This window comes from Bradyrhizobium sacchari, assembly GCF_002068095.1.
Lineage (GTDB): Bacteria > Pseudomonadota > Alphaproteobacteria > Rhizobiales > Xanthobacteraceae > Bradyrhizobium > Bradyrhizobium sacchari.
In genome coordinates this window covers 32866-50993 of the sequence record NZ_LWIG01000018.1, presented here as the reverse complement: position 1 = coordinate 50993, position 18128 = coordinate 32866, and the positions used below count along the sequence as shown (strand labels likewise).

The following is an 18128-nucleotide window of genomic DNA, read 5'->3' as shown; positions in this document are numbered from 1 at the left end:
CACTGGCCGGTCTATCCGCCGGGGGCCGTATTCGCGACCTTGTACGACACTGATTCGGCCCTCGGGCTCACCGCGGCGCGCCTCAGCGCCCGGCTGATCGCGGCAGATCTCGCCGATCTCGGCATTACCGTGGATTGCTTGCCGCTGGCTGACGTGCCGGTCGCGGGCGCCGACGCCGTGATCGGGAACCGGGCCTATGGCACCTCACCGGGCAAGGTCGCAGCGATCGCCCGCGCGGTCACCGAGGGCCTGGAGCAGGGCGGCGTGCTGCCGGTGCTGAAGCACATCCCCGGCCATGGGCGCGCCACCGCCGACACCCATTTCAAGCTGCCGACGGTCGATACGCCGCGGGACGAACTGGAGCGGACCGATTTCGCCGCGTTCAAGCCGCTCGCGGATCTGCCGATGGCCATGACTGCACATGTTGTGTTTAGCGCGGTCGACCCCGCCCATCCGGCGACGACATCTGCGACAATGATTGCTCAGGTGATTCGCGGCGCAATCGGGTTCCAGGGTTTGTTAATGAGTGATGACGTGTCGATGAACGCGCTGGCGGGCAGCATCGCCGAGCGGACCCGCGCCATCTTCGCGGCCGGCTGCGACGTGGCCCTGCACTGCAACGGCAACATCGACGAGATGCGCGAGGTCGCCAGCCAGACGCCGGAACTGTCCGGCAAGGCGCTGGAGCGGGCGACCGCCGCGCTCGCCGCGCGCAAGGCGCCGCAGCCGTTCGACCGAGCGGCCGCGCGCACTGAGCTGGACGCATTGATCGCACGGGCAAACACGGCATCCGCATGACCGCAGAAATCCTATCGTTTGAAACCGGGCGGCCCGCAGAGCTTGCCGAGGGTGAGCCGGCGTTGGTGGTGGACGTCGAGGGCTATGAAGGCCCGCTCGATCTGCTGCTCGCGCTGGCGCGGCAGCAGAAGGTCGACCTCGCCAAGATTTCGATCCTGGCGCTGGCCGACCAGTACCTCCACTTCATCGAAGCCGCGCGAAAAATCCGGCTCGAGCTTGCCGCCGACTATCTGGTCATGGCCGCCTGGCTCGCCTTCCTGAAATCGCGCCTGCTGCTGCCGGAGCCGCCGAGCGCGGAAGGACCGAGCGCCGAACAGATGGCGACCGCGCTCGCCAACCGCCTGCGGCGTCTCGAAGCCATTCGCGAAGCCGCCAATCGGCTGATGAACCGGCCGCAATTGCAGCGCGACATCTTCCCGCGCGGCGAGCCCGAGCAGATCGCCGAGATCAAGCATCCGAAATACACCGCGACGCTCTACGACCTGCTCACCGCCTATGCCTCGCAGCGGCAGTCGCGCGTGCTCGCGAGCGTGCATCTGGCCAAGCGCACGGTGTGGTCGCTTGCGGAAGCGCGCGCCACGCTGGAGCGGCTGGTCGGCAGCATCACCGAACAGGACGATTGGGGCGTTCTCGACGACTTCCTGATCCGGCACGTCGCCGATCCCACGCAGCGCGCGACGGTGTTCGCCTCGAGCTTCGCCGCAGCGCTCGAGCTCGTGCGCGAAGGTCAGCTCGAGCTGAATCAGAAAGAGGCGTTTGCGCCCATCTATTTCCGGAAAGGGCGCCACAAACCGGTTCCGGATGCAGCTCCTGCGCCCGACGCGCCGGTCGCTTAAGTGCAAGAAGGAGAATCTGCCATGGCAAGCCTGGCTGAAGTGCGGGTAGAAGAGGCCGAGCCGATGGAGAACGAGACCCAGGCACGCCCCGAAGAGCTACGGCTGTTGGAAGCACTGCTGTTCGCTTCGAGCGAGCCGCTGGATACCGCAACGCTCGCCAAGCGCATGCCCGATGGCGTGGACGTCAAGGCCGCGCTCGAGCAGTTGCAGGCCGACTACGCCTCGCGTGGCGTCAATCTCGTGCGAGTCGCCAACAAATGGACCTTCCGCACCGCCGGCGATCTCGCCTGGCTGATGACGCGCGAGAGCACGGAGACCCGCCGCCTGTCGCGCGCCGCGATCGAGGTGCTGGCGATCATCGCCTATCACCAGCCGGTGACACGTGCCGAGATCGAAGAGATCCGCGGCGTCGTCACCTCGAAGGGCACGCTCGACGTGCTGCTGGAGACCGGCTGGATCAAGCCACGCGGCCGTCGCAAGACGCCGGGCCGTCCGCTCACCTTCGGAACCACCGAGGACTTCCTGTCGCAGTTCACCCTGGAACAGCTCGGCGATCTGCCGGGCCTCGAGGAGCTGAAGGGCACGGGCCTCCTGGATTCGCGCCTGCCGACGGGCTTCAGCGTGCCGACGCCGTCCGATGACCCGGCGCTGCGCGAGGACGAGGACCCGCTGGAACCGGGCGAGGATCTCGATCTGGCGCTCGCGCCTGCTGCCGAGCCCGAAGCGCCCGAAGGCGGCAATGAGGGCGGCGGCGAGGGTGGCAGTGAAGGCGGCGCAGAGGACTGACGTATCGTCCTTCTGAGGGCCCCTGCGACAGGTTAACACTAGCAAGATTACGTAGCGCCAACAGCGAATTGGCGCTGCCTTGGTCCTTGTTTTTGACACCCGCCAAGCCTAGGTTTCGGGGAAGATCGGCCGGGTCCCCGGCCATGCGCGTTTGGAGGGTTGCAGGATGGGTTCACTCAGCATTTGGCACTGGATCTTGGTGATCGCAGTGGTCCTGCTGCTGTTCGGCCGCGGCAAGATTTCGGATCTGATGGGCGACGTGGCGCAGGGCATCAAAGCGTTCAAGAAGGGCATGCAGGACGACGACAAGCCTGCCGAGAAGCCCGAGCCGGCCAAGTCCATCGAGCACAACGCCGCGCCGACCGCGGCCCGGTCCGACGTCGGCAGCAAGGCCGTCTGAGCCAGAGAGCACGCGAGACACGGGTAGCGGCCCCGATCCTGCGCGCAAGGGATTGGGCCGGCTGCGGCTTCGCGTGAACGGAAGACCTCATGTTCGACATCGGGTGGAGTGAACTGGTCCTCATCGGGGTCGTGGCCCTGATCGCCATCGGCCCGAAAGAGCTGCCGGGCGTTCTGCGCATGGTTGGACAGTGGATGGGCAAGGCCCGCAAGATGGCTGCCGAATTCCAGGGCCAGTTCCAGGAGGCGATGCGCGAGGCCGAGATGGCCGACCTCAAGAAGAGCTTCGACGAGGTCAAGGAAGCCGCCACGGGATTCAATCCGCTGAGCTCGCTGCAGAAGGACGTCAGCGACGCGCTTCGCGTCGATGCGCTCGACAAGCCGGCCGAGACGCCGGCCGCTGCGGCTGTCGAACCGGCGACTTCGATCGAAGCGCCGGCGACTTCAACCGAAGCGCCGGCGATTCCGACCACCCCGGAAGCGCCGACGCCCGAGACCTTCGTGGAAGCCGAGGCACATGCCGCCGTGAACGAGCCGCTCGCCATCACCCGTGAGGTGGAGCAGGCAAAGGTGGCGCAGGACACCGCGCCATCCGAAGCGATCAAGGACGCCAAAGCGTCATGACCGACGCCGATATCGAAGCCAGCAAAGCCCCTCTGATGGACCACCTGATCGAGCTGCGCTCGCGGCTGATCAAGGCGCTGCTCGGCTTTGGCGTGGCCTTCATCTTCTGCTTCTTCTTCGCCAAGCAGATCTACAACGTGCTGGTCTGGCCGTTCGTGTGGGTCGCAGGGCCCGAGAACTCCAAGTTCATCTACACAGCGCTGCTGGAATATTTCATCACGCAGCTCAAGCTCGCGCTGTTCGGCGCCGGCTTCATCTCGTTCCCGATCGTCGCGACGCAGATCTACAAGTTCGTGGCGCCCGGACTCTACAAGCACGAGAAGCAGGCCTTCCTGCCGTATCTGGTCGCGACCCCGTTCTTCTTCGTGCTCGGCGCGGCGCTGGTCTATTTCGTCGTGCTGCCGATGCTGGTGCGCTTCTCGCTCGGCATGCAGCAGGCCGGCGGCGACGAGACCGCGCAGATCCAGCTCCTGCCCAAGGTCGGCGAATATCTGTCGCTGATGATGTCGCTGATCTTCGCCTTCGGCATCGCCTTCCAGCTGCCGGTGATCCTGACGCTGCTCGGGCGGATCGGCATCATCACCTCGAAGATGCTGCGCGAGAAGCGCCGCTATTTCATCGTGCTCGCCTTCATCATCGCGGCGGTCCTGACCCCGCCGGACATCCTCAGCCAGTGCTCGCTCGCGATCCCCTTGCTGGCGCTTTACGAGGGCTCGATCATCGCGGTGGCGATGGTGGAGAAGAAGGCGGCGGCCTCGCAGGCTGCCACGGGCACCGACCTGACGACACCGGCGAATCCGGCAGAGTAGGGCGCCCATACTCGCTGTCATTCCCCGCGGAAGCGGGGAATCCAGTACGCCGCAGCCCTTCCGAGAATCACCGCCGTCTCTGGAATACTGGATCATCCGCCTTCGCGGATGATGACAGCCGTGCTAGGAGACGCGGCAATGCAAACATACAACGTTCTCCGTTGTATGTTTGCGCGCTGATCCAGGACCACGGCCATGCACGACATCAAATCGATCCGCGACAATCCGCAAGCCTTCGACGCCGGTCTCGCCCGGCGCGGCCTGAAGCCGCTGTCGGCCTCGTTGCTCGCGATCGACGAGAGGCGGCGGGCGGCGATCCTGGCCTCGGAGCAGGCGCAGGCGCGGCGAAATGCGGCCTCCAAGGAAATCGGCGACGCCAAGAAAGCCAAGGACGAAGCGCGCGCGGCCAAGCTGATGGCCGAGGTCGCCGAGCTCAAGACCACGATGCCTGAGCTCGAGGCCGCCGCCAAGGCTGCCGACGAGGAGCTGACGAAAGAGCTGTCCGCGATCCCGAACATCCCGTTCGACGAAGTGCCCGATGGTGTCGACGAGCACGGCAACGTGCAGCACCATGTGTTCGGCAACAAGCGCAGCTACAGTTTTGCGCCGAAGCTGCATGACGACCTCGGCACCGCGCTGGGCTACATGGATTTCGAGGCGGCGGCAAAACTCTCCGGCGCGCGCTTCGTCGTGCTGAAGAAGGGGCTGGCGCGGCTCGAACGCGCGATCGGTCAGTTCATGCTCGATCTGCATACGACCGAGCACGGCTACACCGAGATCAACCCGCCGCTGCTGGTGCGCAACGAGGTGATGTTCGGCACCGGGCAATTGCCAAAATTCGAGGATGACCAGTTCTGGGCGATCAAGGGCGAGTTGCTCGCCGCGCCAGACCATGAGCGGTTGAAGACCGAGCGCCTCGGGCTCATTCCGACCGCGGAGGTCTCGCTCACCAACCTTGTGCGCGAATCCATTCTCGACGAGAAGCAATTGCCGATGCGGCTGACCGCGCTGACGCCGTGCTTCCGCGCCGAGGCGGGCGCGGCCGGGCGCGACACCCGCGGCATGATCCGGCAGCACCAGTTCACCAAGGTCGAGCTGGTCTCGATCACGACGCCGGAAGTGAGCAAGGACGAGCTGGAGCGGATGCTGTCCTGCGCCGAGCAGGTGCTGCAGAAGCTCGACCTGCATTATCGCGTGATGACGCTCTGCGCAGGAGATATGGGTTTCTCGTCGCAAAAAACCTACGACATCGAAGTGTGGATGCCCGGGCAGGGCGACGGCGGCATGTTCCGCGAGATCTCGAGCTGCTCGGTCTGCGGCGACTTCCAGGCCCGGCGCATGGATGCGCGCTCGCGCGGACCCGACGGCAAGCCGCGCTTCGTGCATACGCTGAATGGTTCCGGTACCGCGGTCGGCCGCGCGCTGATCGCCGTGATGGAAACCTATCAGCAGGAGGACGGCTCGATCGCCGTCCCCAGCGCGCTCCAGCCCTATATGGGCGGACTGAAGGTGATTGCGCGCGAATAGGTGCGGCCGCTCATCCGGAGCAGAAACGTTTGGTTGCGAAGATCGGGCGGCCGGTTATCCTGCCGGCCACTCGTCACTGCGAACCGATCGTTCATGGCCTTGCACCGCGATATATTCTGGGTTGGCAGACAATGGGCGGTGACGGGTGCCGGTATCCAGGCCATCGATCAGCGCTTGCGCGGTGTGCTCGACATCGAGATCGCGCGGCTCTGGGACGACGATCTCGTGCAGAGCCGGCGGGCCAAGGCCGGTGTCAACGCCGTTGATTTCGACAAGGCTCTGACGGTGGCACGCGAACGCTTTCCGCAGGCATCGGCACCGGACCCAATCGTTGCGCAGCTGGCGGCGCTCGGCGTCGTCGAGGCGCCCGCCGCAAGCCCGGCCCTGCCGGCGATGCAGCTGCGCGCCGAGGGCCGGCTCGCGCGCTTCCTGCCGCAATGGCGCGTCCGCCGGTAACGGAACGAGGCCCGGGAACCTCGCCGACCCAGAAATTGGCCCGGTTTGCCTGATCGGCCATAGCCGGATAAGACGGCTCGGACCCCCTTTCAGGAATCGACCTCTCGCATGCGCATTCTCTGCACCAACGGGCGAAAGAGAGATAAGTGATTGAGTTGACTCCTATAAATGCTGCATCAAACGCTCATCGTCATTGTCAGTGAGAATCAACATGAAAGTTCCTGCCTAGTTGGGGGTGTACTTTGCGGACCCAATCAAGCAAGGAACCGAAAGGGCGGTTAGCTGTCGGGTTATCGGCTTGGGACACCTGTTAGCCTAGGAGGTAACAGTGCAGGCGCACCTGCACGAAGTTAGGGCCGATGTGGCCCAACCCCAGATTTCGTCATTGGGGGGTAACTGTTAGCTGGGGAACTCCAAAAATTTAGAAATGTTACTTGAACGCCACTCGCATTTTCGGCGACAAACTCCATATTGACCAATGTCTTAAGGCAAATTGGCCCTTTGCGCGGTAGTAACCAAAGTTACGGCGAATTCATTGAAACGAAACGCATACTGCGCTATTGACTCGGACACGAAGCGATAGATCGGTTGACGTGGGTAACACCACCAAAGCGCTTCCCCGCCGGGTTCGCCCGGTCCACGCGTGACGCGAGATAGGGCCTTAAAAGCCTAAGAAGTGGAAACCGAAACGGGGCCTCCCTCACGGGAGGCCCTTTCGCTTTTAGCGCGGAGCGAACTTGACAGGTTGGTTGGTCAGCACCTTATGCGCCAGCACCACGAAACGGATTTTGTTCGGACGCCGCCGGACGTTCGATCCGTCGTCATCAATATAGGCGCTTTCAACCGTTAGGCGTAGGTCGAACGCTGTGCCACCTGCGGAACGCTGAAGCATAAAGTAGATTTCATATGGCTTCCCTTGGAGCTTCAGCGGAACAACAAAGACATAGTTGCGAGATTGCGAGGTTTGGTGAACTCGGCATTTCGGCAGTTCTTTAATCAGGTCCGGCAACTGCTTCGATAAGCCATATCGGACAGGACAAAAAACGCGATGCCTGTCCTCAGCTTCGGTGAGCAATATTTGCTCGATAGTGTGCACACCCTCCACGAATTTTTCAGTGTAGCAGTGGTTGGCGAAGTCCACTTCGATAAGAAGGTCGCGCCCGATTAGCTCGCACGGGCACGTAATCGACATCGGAGCAAGATGATCGACTGAAAGCTCTTCTCCCTCGTGGACAATCGGTTTCACTGGCCAGCGTCTTCAGTCCTGGACTTGATTTCAATGCGACCGCCGCCTTCGTAGATGAGATCAAAGATGTTGGCGGCAGCCTGAAGCCACTTTGCACGGCCCTCGATTGACCAATTAGTCTGAGGCTCAGGCAAAGTATCGAGCAGCCCTTGAATGAAGGGATGCAAGACCTTGCCACCTGAAGCCTGCGGCTTGGTGGGCACTGGTGTTGGAGTTTCGAGATCATAAATCCGATCTTCATCCACGAATGGCGCTGGCCGTAAATCCTGCGTGCGTGGAGGTTGACTGCTGATAATTGGCTCGATCAAGCGATCCTGCCCATTCGGGAAGAAGCCAGCTTGGTTTGCCGATTTGTCGAATGCCAGCCGCGCGTTCGTTTTTTGCTTTGGAGCTACGCCAAAACGGACAAATGCCTGCTCCAGTCCATGAGGACGCGGCGGCAACTGCTTGCCCTTAAATTCCTCATACGTCTTCTTAAACAACGGGACATTGAGGAACGCCGTTGCCTTAGCGGCTTTCTGGCGCCCCTCATCGCTGTCCAAGATTTCGAAGCCGGTATCTGTCAGCTCATATTTGCCGTTGTTTGCAACGACCAGCCCGAACATGCGCGCGGTCGCGAGCTTTGTTACGAAAGCGCCGCTGCCCGCAGATTGTTTCATCACCCCGGCCAATTGATCGCGGGACAGAGCTACGCCGCCGGACGAGAGCATGGCGCGCGCTACCACCATGCCAGCCTCTAAATCTTGGTAGGGGAAGCCAATAGTGGAGACCTCCCTGCCGCCGTCCTTTGCGGTTGGAAGGGGCTTTATTTTGAGACCCGACTTGGGCTTCTCTGCATCGGCTCCGTTGTGCGGATCATCGGACATTTGCTGCGCCGTAGGTAGCGCAGAGCCGCGTTGGGCTCTGCGCGGTTGGATCTACTCAGGGTGAAAGAGCGCGCGACCGCTCATGCTTGCCGCGCGCTACTACGCGTTAAGCACAGCGACTAGAGCAGCAAATGAAAACGACGCACGTCGCCCTCCGTTCAAGCCCTAGGTCTTGAACGAGGCGCGGTTCTGCGGTATATCAGGACGCAGGTGGGCGATCCCGGAAGCTACCAGTTCCCGGCACTCGTTCGGCATCACGGGGCTCAAGCCTGATGCCAGAGCCTATCAAACGGCGACCCCTGGTTGAGGTGTGTGGCCTCGGTCGGGGGTCGGCCTGATAGGCTGGCGACCTGTATCTCATACAATCTTGGAACTCGCAAGGGTCCGCCACTGGCGGAATCCCTCACGCTGTCGTGATCTGTTAGAGCGGCTCATTCCCAGTGCCTAGCCGAGGCAGTTGGGCAATTACCACATCTGGCTTTCCCAGAATTAGCATTCTGAATTTATGTTATTTATCAATATTTTAGGAGTGCCATATGGAAACTCAAAAAGGAGATATGTCGTAATTGCTTTTTGCCGGAGGCCCGGTTGGGGTGAAATGGTCCCCCGGAAACTACGGGAAGAGCCTGTTAGCTTTCTGTGGACAGCTAGGAAAAAACGAATTTTTATTAATCCGCTGGTTTTACCGGCGGTTTCTTCTTGGCGACCCTATGAAAGAGATCGTCGAACTGATCTGCACTGATGTCGGCACCAATAGCCCGAGCGGCTTCTTTGAACCGCTCGGATAATTCTTCGTCACTTAGCTTTGGCGGGGCCTTTTTCTTTTTTCGCGCGCCTGCTTTTGCCATACGGCGGTCCTCCAGCAATGAGGTTAGTTGTACTTCAACCGCTTGCCGGATGCGCCCTTCAATGCACGCTCAGCGCGCGCTACGTCAAGCTTACCTCTTATCTACGAGTTTTCCACGGCACCAACTCGCGCTCATTCATGGCATCGATGCTGTCGAGGCAAACCAGTGTTTTGCCCTCGCGCTTGTAGGCAGTGATCGAGCCGTCGTTGATCTTTTCATAGAGTTTCGTGTTGCCGAGCTTGGCGTAGGCACGCGCCTCCTTGACGGTGGCGAGGCGAAGGGAGCGCGGCCTACCTTCCATAACATCACGCATCTCATTTGGTCCTTCAGTTACTTGCCAATCGATTGGCGCGCCACGTTGCTAGTTCCCACAGAATGAGGCATCCCCAACGAGCGGACAACACATGTCTCTCAAGCAGCGGTGTGCGCTTCTCACGTCGGCTGGATAAGGTGTAAGAACCCAATACCAATTTGGGGGTATGTGTTAGCTGTTCGAAACAAATGTACCCCCACACGTACCCCCATTTGCAGCGGTAGTCGGCACCCGCGAAAGGACAAGAATGGACAGCGAAGGAATTGCGCAAACCATTGTGGAACAACACGTTTCAAACAGCTTTAGGTCAGCATTGGAAGATTTCGGATGGCTATGAACAGTGGTCTCCGGGTTCTCTGCACCAATGACGACGGCATCCACGCTCCCGGCCTCCAGGTCGTGGAGGAGATCGCGCGTGCGTTGTCCGATGACGTCTGGGTGGTGGCGCCTGAGCTCGACCAGTCCGGCGTGTCGCATTCGCTGTCGCTGAACGATCCCCTGCGCCTGCGCGAGGTCGGTCCGCGGCACTTTGCCGTGCGCGGCACCCCGACCGACTGCGTCATCATGGGCGCGCGGCATATCCTGGGCAGCCAGCCGCCCGATGTCGTGCTGTCGGGCGTCAACAAGGGCCGCAACGTCGCCGAGGACGTGGTCTATTCCGGCACCATCGCCGGCGCGCTCGAAGGCACCATCCTGGGGCTGCCGTCGTTCGCGCTGTCGCAGGAGTTCAGCGTCGAGACTCGCGAACGGCCGCCATGGGACACCGCGCGCAAATTCGGTCCCGACATCCTGCGCAAGGTGATCAAAGCCGGCATCCCGAAGGACACCGTCATCAACGTCAACTTCCCGTCATGCGCGCCCGAGGACGTGCTCGGCATTCGCGTCACGCGGCAGGGCAAGCGCAATCTCGGTTTCCTCAGGATCGACGAGCGCCGGGACGGGCGCAACAACCCCTATTTCTGGATCGGCTTCGAGCGCGCGGCGATGATGGATACGCCGGCCGACGGCACCGATCTGGCGGCGCTTCGCGAGCGCTACGTCTCGGTCACGCCGCTCAGGCTCGACCGGACCAATGAAGCGTTCTCGGAAGAGCTGAGCGCGACGCTGAAATAACGGCTAACTGCCGCGCAGCGCGGCTTCGATGGTCTTGCCGAGGGCGTCGAGCTGGAACGGCTTCTGCAGCGCCGGCCGGTCACGGTACTGCTCGGGCAGGCCCGAGGAGCCGTAGCCGGTGGCGAAGATGAAGGGACAGCCCTTCGCCTTGATCACATCGGCGACCGGAGAGATGACCTTGCCGTTGACGTTGACGTCGAGAATGGCGATGTCGAACTCGGTCGCGTGAGCGAGCCGCATGGCCTCGGTGATGTCTCCGGCTTCGGCTGCGATCTTATAGCCGAGCTCTTCGAGCATATCCGCAACCATCATCCTGATCATGACCTCGTCCTCGACGAGGAATACAGAGCGGCCCGGAAGCCCTGTCGCGGTCATTGTCGGTGAGTCCTTGCCCATTTGCGAAAACGTTCGCAGATAACACGAATCGACGCAATGCGCGTTTCGGCGAACGAGCGCCGGAAATTGGCCTTCGCGGCCAGTCCGCTGCAGGCCGATTTGTGGTCAAATACGACGGCAAAAGGTTATCATGGGTTCCTTGGCAGGAACAAGATTCCTGTCCGGGTCTTGAATTTTGCAAGCGGCGATCCGGACGAGACGATACAAGCAGCGATGACTCCCAATCAGCATCCGCCGGAAAAGATGATGTTTCAGCTCACGCTGAGGCGTCGGGGCATCAGCGATCAGGCGGTGCTGAGGACCATGGAGGAGGTGCCGCGCGAGCTTTTCGTCGACGAGGCCGATCGCGAGGGGGCCTATCGCGATAGCGCTCTGCCGATCGCCTGCGGGCAGACCATCAGCCAGCCCTTCGTCGTGGCCTACATGACCGAGCAGCTCCAGCTCCAGAAGCAGCACCGGGTGCTCGAGATCGGCGCGGGATCCGGCTATCAGGCGGCGGTGCTGTCGCGCCTCGCGGGCCAGGTGCTGACTGTCGAGCGCTACCGCAAGCTCGCCGATGCGGCACGCGCAAGGCTTGAAAAGCTGGATTGTCACAATGTCGAGGTGATGCTCGGCGACGGTCTCAACCTGCCATCCAATATCGGCCCGTTCGACCGCATCATCGTCACCGCTGCCGTGGAGCAGCTTCCCGAAAACCTGGTCGAACGGCTCGAGGTCGGCGGCGTCCTGATCGCCCCGGTCGGGCCGCACCATGGCGTGCAGACGCTGGTCCGCCTGACCCGGACCGAGGCCGGGATCGAGCGCAAGGAACTCGTCGAGGTCCGGTTCGTGCCGGCGCTGCCCGGCGTGGCGCGAGAGCTGTAAAATTCCGGATTGGCTGTGCCGCCAACATCTTATTAGGAGGGTTAAGCCGTTATTTACTCGGCGCGTGTTTACTTAAAAGACCAGTTTTGTTGCGTACGAGTGAGTAACCATGTCTGTCGTCGTCGAGTTGCTTTACTCGCGCCGCGTGCCGCAGGTCGCGGTGCTGGCGCTGATCTCCTTCAGCTTTGCAGGGTGCAGTGCCGACATGTCGTCGCGGCTGTCCCAGTCGAACTTCTCCAATCCATTCGCCTCTGACCAGACCGGCTCGGTGCAGCAGGCGCCGCCCCCGCAGCAGCCGCGTGAGCTGCCGCAATATGCGCGGCCGCAGACGCAGCCCGGCTATTATCAGTCGCAGCCCTTGCCTCCGCCTGCAGTGTCCGCACCGCAATCCTACCCGGTCACGGGAGGCGGCGGAGTGTCTGGTGGCGGACGCGGCGTCAGCTCCTACGCACCCCCGGCGCAACCGCATCTGGAGACCACGGCAACCGTGCCTCCTCGCTCGGTCGCGGCCGCTCCGCCGGCCGGCGGCACCAAGATCATCGTCGGCACCAGCGACACGCTCGACGTGCTGGCCAAGCGTTATCACGTCACGCCCCAGGCGATCCTTGCGGCCAACGGCTACAAGGGCCCGCGCGCGCTTTCGCCCGGCCAGCAGTTGCTCATCCCGCATCCGGCGACGGCCGCTGCACCTGCGCCCCCGACGGCTCCCGTCGCTGCGGCTCCCGCGATGCCTGCAAGGCCGGTGGCGGCCGTTGCCGCTCCGCCGAGCATGCATTTCGTCAATCGTGGCGACACGCTCGCCAGCATCGCCCGCAAGAACCACATTTCGGCGGCTGAGCTCGCTCGTGCCAATGGCCTCGATCCGTCCGCCAAGCTCAAGCTCGGCACCAAGCTGACCGTGCCTGGGGCCAAGACCGCTGCGGCCGCGGCACCAGTTGCCGCGGCTCCGGTCGGCGCTGCTCCGGTTGCGGGTACACTTCAGCCGGTCGCGGCGGCTCCCGCGCCCGCCACCAAGATGGCCGCAGTGGCTGCGCCCGTGCAGAGCGCGCGGCTGGCCCAGGCCACGACCAACGTCGAAGAGAAGCCCGCGGAGGCTCCGGCGAAAGCCGCTGAGACCACCAGCGCGCTGCCGACCTTCCGTTGGCCCGTACGCGGCAAGGTGGTCACGAGCTACGGCGCCAAGACCAACGGCAAGTCCAATGACGGCATCAATCTCGCGGTGCCCGAGGGGACGCCGGTCAAGGCGGCTGAAGACGGCGTCGTTGCCTATTCCGGCAACGAGCTGAAAGGTTACGGCAATCTGGTCCTGGTTCGGCACTCCAACGGCTACGTCACCGCATATGCCCATGCGAGTGAGCTGTTGGTGAAGCGCGGCGATACCATCAAGCGCGGTCAGGTCATTGCCAAGTCGGGTCAATCCGGGGAAGTGGCGTCGCCGCAGCTCCACTTCGAGATCCGCAAGGGATCGAGCCCGGTTGACCCGCTTCAATTCCTGAACGGGGCGTGAGGCGCCGTCAGGCTCTCGCCATACGAACGGTGTCATCTCCCGCCTTGTGTGCACTTGCGCACCGGAGCGGGCGATCCACTATTCCAGAGACAGGTTCCCCGCCTTCGCGGGGAATGACAGTTGCGAGTGGGTAGACGGCTCGCGCTACATCGCGGCCAGCTTGACGCCCAGCCGGCCCGCCAGCTCCTGCACGAACTGCCAGGCGACGCGGCCTGAGCGGGAGCCGCGCGTGGTCGACCATTCCAGCGCCTCGCGCTCCAGCGCCTCGTCGTCGATCTTGATGCCGAAATGGCTGCAATAGCCGTGCACCATGGCGAGATATTCGTCCTGGCTGCAGCGGTGGAAGCCGAGCCAGAGGCCGAAACGATCGGACAGCGACACTTTCTCTTCGACCGCTTCGCCGGGATTGATCGCGGTCGAGCGCTCGTTCTCGATCATCTCGCGCGCCAGCAGATGGCGGCGGTTGGAGGTGGCGTAGAGGATGACGTTCTCGGGCCGGCCCTCGATGCCGCCTTCGAGCACGGCCTTCAGCGACTTGTACGAGGCGTCGTTGCCGTCGAAGGAGAGGTCGTCGCAGAACACGATGAAGCGGAAGGTTGAGGCGCGGAGTTGTTCCATCAGCGCCGGCAGGCTCTCGATGTCCTCGCGATGGATCTCGATCAGCTTCAAGCGGTCGGCGGCCTTGCGGTCGGCATTGATGCTGGCGTGTGCCGCCTTCACCAGCGACGACTTGCCCATGCCGCGCGCGCCCCAGAGCAGGGCGTTGTTGGCGGGCAGGCCGCCCGCAAAGCGCTCGGTGTTCTCCATCAGGATGTCGCGCATCCGGTCGACGCCCTTGAGCAGGAACAGCTCGACGCGGCTGACTCGCGGCACTGCCGAGAGGCGCCCGTCGGGGTGCCAGACATAGGCATCGGCCCGCTCGAACGACTCGGGTTCAATGGCAGGCCTGCCCTGGGCGGAGAGATGCGCCGCAATGGTCTCCAGCGCGCGGACGAGGCGCTCCTGGGAGAGGTCTGGGGACGCCTCAAGGACTGTCTTGATGGCCCCCTTGGGGCGTTTTGCCGCGAGGCGGGCCGGCTTGCTGGCAGGGGTGCGGGGGCCTTTGCCGGCCGGGCTTTTGCTTGGTTTTTTGGGCATGTCCGAAGTTCCTGAGAACGCAGCCTTATCGGGCCTGACCGCGCGCCGCAAGGTGGCCAAATCGACGGTCTGGCAGCGTTGCAATTGGGGCAATGGCCGCTATAGTCCGCGCGAATTTGACCGAACCGGTCGCCCCGAGGGCCTGACCGGCTTTCCCCCGTTCTCACGAGGATCGTCCGAATGTTGATTACCCCTGCGTATGCCCAGGCTGCGGGCGCTGGTGACACCAACAGCATGTTGATGTCGCTGCTGCCGTTCGCCCTGATCTTCGTGATCATGTACTTCCTGATTCTGCGTCCGCAGCAGAAGAAGGTCCGTGACCACGCCGACCTCGTGAAGAACATCCGCCGCGGCGACACGGTCGTGACCTCGGGCGGCCTCGTCGGCAAGGTTACCAAGGTCGTCGACGACGACCAGATCGAGTTCGAGATTTCCGACGGCGTGCGCGTGCGGCAGATGCGCCAGATGATCTCCGGCGTGCGCGCCAAGGGCGAGCCGGCGAAAGAATCGAAGGATAGCGCGAAGGAAGCCGCCAAGGACGACGCCGCGTCGAAGTGAACGCTTCCGCGAGCATCTCAAGTCTCCTGATCTGACAGGTCCAGTCGATGTTGTATTTCACGCGGTGGAGGGCGCTCGGGATAATCCTGACGGCGCTGATCGTGTGCCTCTTCGCGCTCCCGAACTTCTTCCCCGAGGCGACGGTCAAGACCTGGCCAGCCTGGGCGCAGCGCCGGATCGTGCTTGGCCTCGACCTGCAGGGCGGCTCCTATCTGCTGCTCGAGGTCGATTCCAACTACGTGAAGAAGGAGCGGCTGGACCAGATCCGCGACGACGTTCGCCGGACGCTGCGCGATGCCAAGATCGGCTTCACCGGCGGCGTGACCGTGCGCAACGACGCAGCCGAGGTTCGCATCACCAAGGAAACCGACGTGCAGCCGGCGCTCGCCAAGCTGCGCGAATTGTCCCAGCCGCTGGGCGGTCTGATGGGATCCAGCGGTCAGCGCGATCTTGAGGTGTCCGATGCCGGCGGCGGCGTGATCCGCCTGAGCATCCCGCAGGCCGCGATGCTCGACCGCATGCGCAAGACCATCGAGCAGTCGATCCAGATCGTCGAACGCCGCGTCAACGAGCTCGGCACCGTCGAGCCCGTCATCCAGCGCCAGGGCAACGACCGCATCCTCGTGCAGGTCCCCGGTCTCCAGGACCCGACACGCCTGAAGGAGCTGCTCGGCAAGACCGCGAAGATGGAATTCCGCATGGTCGACACCTCCGTGCCGCCTGATCAGGCACAGCAGGGCAGGTTGCCTCCGGAATCCGAGCTGCTGATGAGCGCCTCGCCGCCGCCCACGCCCTACGTGGTCAAGAAGCAGGTGCTGGTTGCCGGCGGCGATCTGACCGATGCCCAGGCGAGCTTCGACCAGCGCACGGGTGAACCGGTCGTCAGCTTCAAGTTCAATACCTCGGGTGCGCGCAAGTTCGCGCAGGCGACGCAGGAGAACGTCGGGCTGCCCTTCGCGATCGTGCTCGACAACAAGGTGATCTCGGCGCCCGTCATTCGCGAGCCAATCACCGGCGGCCAGGGCCAGATCTCCGGCAATTTCACCGTTCAATCGGCCAATGACCTCGCCATCCTCCTGCGCGCCGGCGCGCTGCCGGCGCCGCTGACAGTGGTCGAGGAGCGCACGGTCGGTCCTGGTCTCGGTCAGGACTCGATCGAGAAGGGCGAGCTTGCGGCTTACGTCGGCTCGATCCTGGTCATCGTCTTCATGCTGCTGACCTACCGCCTGTTCGGCGTGTTCGCGAACATCGCGGTGGCCATCAACGTCGCGATGATCTTCGGTCTGCTGTCGCTGCTCAACGCCACGCTGACGCTGCCCGGCATCGCCGGCATCGTGCTCACCGTCGGCATCGCGGTGGATTCCAACGTGCTGATCTACGAGCGCATCCGCGAGGAGCTGCGCGGCGGCCGCAACGCGATCTCGGCGATCGACGCCGGGTTCAAGCGGGCGCTCGCCACCATCCTCGATTCCAACATCACCACCTTCATTGCCGCCGCGGTGCTGTTCTATATCGGTACCGGCCCCGTGCGCGGCTTCGCCGTGACGCTGGGCATCGGCATCATCACCACGGTGTTCACCGCCTTCACCCTGACCCGGCTGATCGTTGCCTGGTGGGTGCGGTGGAAGCGGCCGCAGAGCGTGCCGATCTAGGAGCCTGATCGTGACTCACACCGTTCTCATCGGGCTCGGCGTCCTCATCGCCATCCTCACCGTCGTCGCGGCGCTCGGCCTGTTGCCGTCGCTGCGCATCGTCCCGGACAACACCCATTTCGACTTCACGCGCTTCCGCCGTATCAGCTTCCCGATCTCGGCGGCGCTGTCGATCGTCGCGATCACGCTGTTCTTCACCCACGGGCTGAACCTCGGTATCGACTTCAAGGGCGGCACGCTGCTGGAGGTGAAGGCGAAGTCCGGCGTCGCCGACATCGCGGCGATGCGCACTACGCTCGACGCCCTGGGTCTCGGCGAAGTCCAGTTGCAGCAGTTCGGCGGCCCCGAGAACGTCCTGATCCGTGTTGCGGAGCAGCCGGGCGGCGACGCCGCACAGCAGGCAGCCCTGCAGAAGCTTCGCGGCGCGCTCGGCGACAGCGTCGACATTCAGCGCACCGAGGTGCTCGGCCCGCGCGTCGCCGGCGAGCTCCTGGCCTACGGCATGCTCGGCCTGATGCTCGCGATCGTCGCGATCCTGATCTATCTCTGGTTCAGGTTCGAATGGCAGTTCGCGCTCGGCGCCATGATCGCCAACGTGCACGACATCGTGCTCACGATCGGCTTCATGTCGATCAGCCAGGTCGATTTCGACCTGACCAGCATTGCCGCGCTTTTGACCATTCTGGGCTACTCGCTCAACGACACCGTCGTCATCTACGACCGTATCCGCGAGATGCTGCGGCGCTACAAGAAGATGCCGATGCCGCAGCTGCTCAACGAGTCCATCAACTCGACGCTGTCGCGCTCGATCATCACCCACGTCACCGTGACGCTGGCACTGCTCGCCCTGCTGCTGTTCGGCGGCCACGCCATCCACAGCTTCACCGCGGTCATGATGTTCGGCGTGGTGCTGGTCGGCACCTACACCTCGATCTTCATCGCAGCGCCGATCCTGATCTATCTCGGCGTCGGCGAGCATCGCGAGGATGCCCCCGAGACGGCTACGCCGGCGAAGAAAAACAAGGCATGATCCGAACTGCAGGCCCTCGCAGGCGTTTGCGAGGGCAATAAGCTCATTCGGACGAACCAGATGGCCGGCGATCCCAACGCACCGCATTTCCCGCGCTCGGCGCCGATCGATGCCTATGGCAAGGGCGGCTTCGCCTTTGCCGGCATGTCGCATCGGGGATCGCTGCTGTGCCTACCCGATGCGATCTGGGCCTGGGACGTGACGGATCCCGCGAAGATCGACCGCTACTCGCTGGATCGGGTGTTCGCGGCCGCCAACAGCATCGACACGCTTCTGGTAGGCACCGGAACCGGGCTTTGGCTGCCGCCTCCGGAGCTGCGCGAGGCGCTCAAGGCGGTGAGGGTGGTGCTGGACACGATGCAG

21 protein-coding genes are annotated in these 18128 nt (G+C 63.2%); 15 read left to right on the top strand and 6 right to left on the bottom strand.

What is annotated here, in order from left to right:
* The 8 genes from A5906_RS22440 to A5906_RS22405 form a co-directional block, all read left to right on the top strand.
* The coding region (locus tag A5906_RS22440) for a glycoside hydrolase family 3 N-terminal domain-containing protein (RefSeq protein ID WP_245326850.1) at positions 1-798 on the top strand (798 nt) is incomplete at its 5' end.
* Positions 795-1634 carry a segregation and condensation protein A gene (locus tag A5906_RS22435; protein ID WP_080137487.1) on the top strand — a complete coding sequence of 280 codons (840 nt, stop codon included), beginning with the start codon at positions 795-797 and terminating at the stop codon, positions 1632-1634. The genes A5906_RS22440 and A5906_RS22435, both read left to right, overlap by 4 nt.
* 21 nt (positions 1635-1655) lie before the next feature.
* Entirely contained in the window at positions 1656-2420 is a 765-nt protein-coding gene (gene scpB, locus A5906_RS22430; protein WP_080137486.1) for an SMC-Scp complex subunit ScpB, read from the top strand.
* Positions 2421-2586: 166 nt separating this feature from the next.
* Positions 2587-2820 (top strand): twin-arginine translocase TatA/TatE family subunit, encoded by a 234-nt coding sequence (locus tag A5906_RS22425; RefSeq protein ID WP_018642198.1) that lies wholly within the window; start codon positions 2587-2589, stop codon positions 2818-2820.
* Between the two features lie 89 nt (positions 2821-2909).
* A complete protein-coding gene (gene tatB, locus A5906_RS22420; RefSeq protein WP_080137485.1) occupies positions 2910-3443 on the top strand; it encodes a Sec-independent protein translocase protein TatB in 534 nt (177 codons plus the stop codon).
* Positions 3440-4252: a twin-arginine translocase subunit TatC gene (tatC, locus tag A5906_RS22415; protein ID WP_080137484.1), complete on the top strand. Its 813-nt coding sequence runs from the start codon at positions 3440-3442 to the stop codon at positions 4250-4252. Before tatB ends, tatC begins: the two co-directional genes overlap by 4 nt.
* Before the next feature lie 195 nt (positions 4253-4447).
* Entirely contained in the window at positions 4448-5779 is a 1332-nt protein-coding gene (gene serS, locus A5906_RS22410; protein WP_080137483.1) for a serine--tRNA ligase, read from the top strand.
* A gap of 93 nt (positions 5780-5872) precedes the next feature.
* Positions 5873-6235, top strand: coding sequence for a hypothetical protein (locus A5906_RS22405; RefSeq protein ID WP_080137482.1), 363 nt, complete (start codon positions 5873-5875; stop codon positions 6233-6235).
* Positions 6236-6956: 721 nt separating this feature from the next.
* On the opposite strand, the gene A5906_RS22400 is transcribed toward A5906_RS22405, so the two are convergent.
* The 4 genes from A5906_RS22400 to A5906_RS22390 form a co-directional block, all read right to left on the bottom strand.
* A complete protein-coding gene (locus A5906_RS22400; protein WP_080137481.1) occupies positions 6957-7481 on the bottom strand; it encodes a hypothetical protein in 525 nt (174 codons plus the stop codon).
* On the bottom strand, positions 7478-8347 hold the full coding sequence (locus A5906_RS22395) for a hypothetical protein (protein WP_080137480.1): 870 nt from the start codon (positions 8345-8347) through the stop codon (positions 7478-7480). The genes A5906_RS22400 and A5906_RS22395 overlap by 4 nt, the downstream gene beginning before the upstream one ends.
* A 668-nt stretch (positions 8348-9015) precedes the next feature.
* The gene (locus A5906_RS41580; protein ID WP_136615411.1) at positions 9016-9195 is read right to left on the bottom strand and encodes a hypothetical protein; all 180 of its coding nucleotides are present in this window, start codon (positions 9193-9195) and stop codon (positions 9016-9018) included.
* Positions 9196-9292: 97 nt separating this feature from the next.
* A complete protein-coding gene (locus A5906_RS22390) occupies positions 9293-9508 on the bottom strand; it encodes a helix-turn-helix domain-containing protein (protein ID WP_136615410.1) in 216 nt (71 codons plus the stop codon).
* A 333-nt stretch (positions 9509-9841) separates the two neighbouring features.
* Between A5906_RS22390 and surE the strand changes: the two genes are divergently transcribed.
* The gene (surE, locus tag A5906_RS22385) at positions 9842-10621 is read left to right on the top strand and encodes a 5'/3'-nucleotidase SurE (RefSeq protein WP_080137478.1); all 780 of its coding nucleotides are present in this window, start codon (positions 9842-9844) and stop codon (positions 10619-10621) included.
* Positions 10622-10624: 3 nt separating this feature from the next.
* On the opposite strand, the gene A5906_RS22380 is transcribed toward surE, so the two are convergent.
* Complete coding sequence (locus A5906_RS22380; RefSeq protein WP_080137565.1) at positions 10625-10996, bottom strand: response regulator; 372 nt, start codon at positions 10994-10996, stop codon at positions 10625-10627.
* Between the two features lie 234 nt (positions 10997-11230).
* On the opposite strand from A5906_RS22380, the gene A5906_RS22375 reads away from it, so the two are divergent.
* Both A5906_RS22375 and A5906_RS22370 read left to right on the top strand, forming a co-directional pair.
* On the top strand, positions 11231-11881 hold the full coding sequence (locus tag A5906_RS22375) for a protein-L-isoaspartate(D-aspartate) O-methyltransferase (RefSeq protein ID WP_136615409.1): 651 nt from the start codon (positions 11231-11233) through the stop codon (positions 11879-11881).
* Positions 11882-11990: 109 nt separating this feature from the next.
* Positions 11991-13388: a LysM peptidoglycan-binding domain-containing M23 family metallopeptidase gene (locus A5906_RS22370; protein WP_080137477.1), complete on the top strand. Its 1398-nt coding sequence runs from the start codon at positions 11991-11993 to the stop codon at positions 13386-13388.
* Positions 13389-13532: 144 nt separating this feature from the next.
* On the opposite strand, the gene A5906_RS22365 is transcribed toward A5906_RS22370, so the two are convergent.
* Complete coding sequence (locus A5906_RS22365) at positions 13533-14525, bottom strand: ATP-binding protein (protein WP_080137563.1); 993 nt, start codon at positions 14523-14525, stop codon at positions 13533-13535.
* Between the two features lie 180 nt (positions 14526-14705).
* On the opposite strand from A5906_RS22365, the gene yajC reads away from it, so the two are divergent.
* The 4 genes from yajC to A5906_RS22345 all read left to right on the top strand — a co-directional run.
* Positions 14706-15083: a preprotein translocase subunit YajC gene (gene yajC, locus A5906_RS22360; RefSeq protein ID WP_011087504.1), complete on the top strand. Its 378-nt coding sequence runs from the start codon at positions 14706-14708 to the stop codon at positions 15081-15083.
* Between the two features lie 47 nt (positions 15084-15130).
* The gene (gene secD / locus A5906_RS22355) at positions 15131-16735 is read left to right on the top strand and encodes a protein translocase subunit SecD (RefSeq protein ID WP_080137476.1); all 1605 of its coding nucleotides are present in this window, start codon (positions 15131-15133) and stop codon (positions 16733-16735) included.
* A gap of 10 nt (positions 16736-16745) precedes the next feature.
* The gene (gene secF / locus A5906_RS22350) at positions 16746-17765 is read left to right on the top strand and encodes a protein translocase subunit SecF (protein WP_080137475.1); all 1020 of its coding nucleotides are present in this window, start codon (positions 16746-16748) and stop codon (positions 17763-17765) included.
* A gap of 60 nt (positions 17766-17825) precedes the next feature.
* A partial coding sequence (locus A5906_RS22345) for an Mth938-like domain-containing protein (protein WP_080137474.1) occupies positions 17826-18128 on the top strand: 303 nt, incomplete at its 3' end.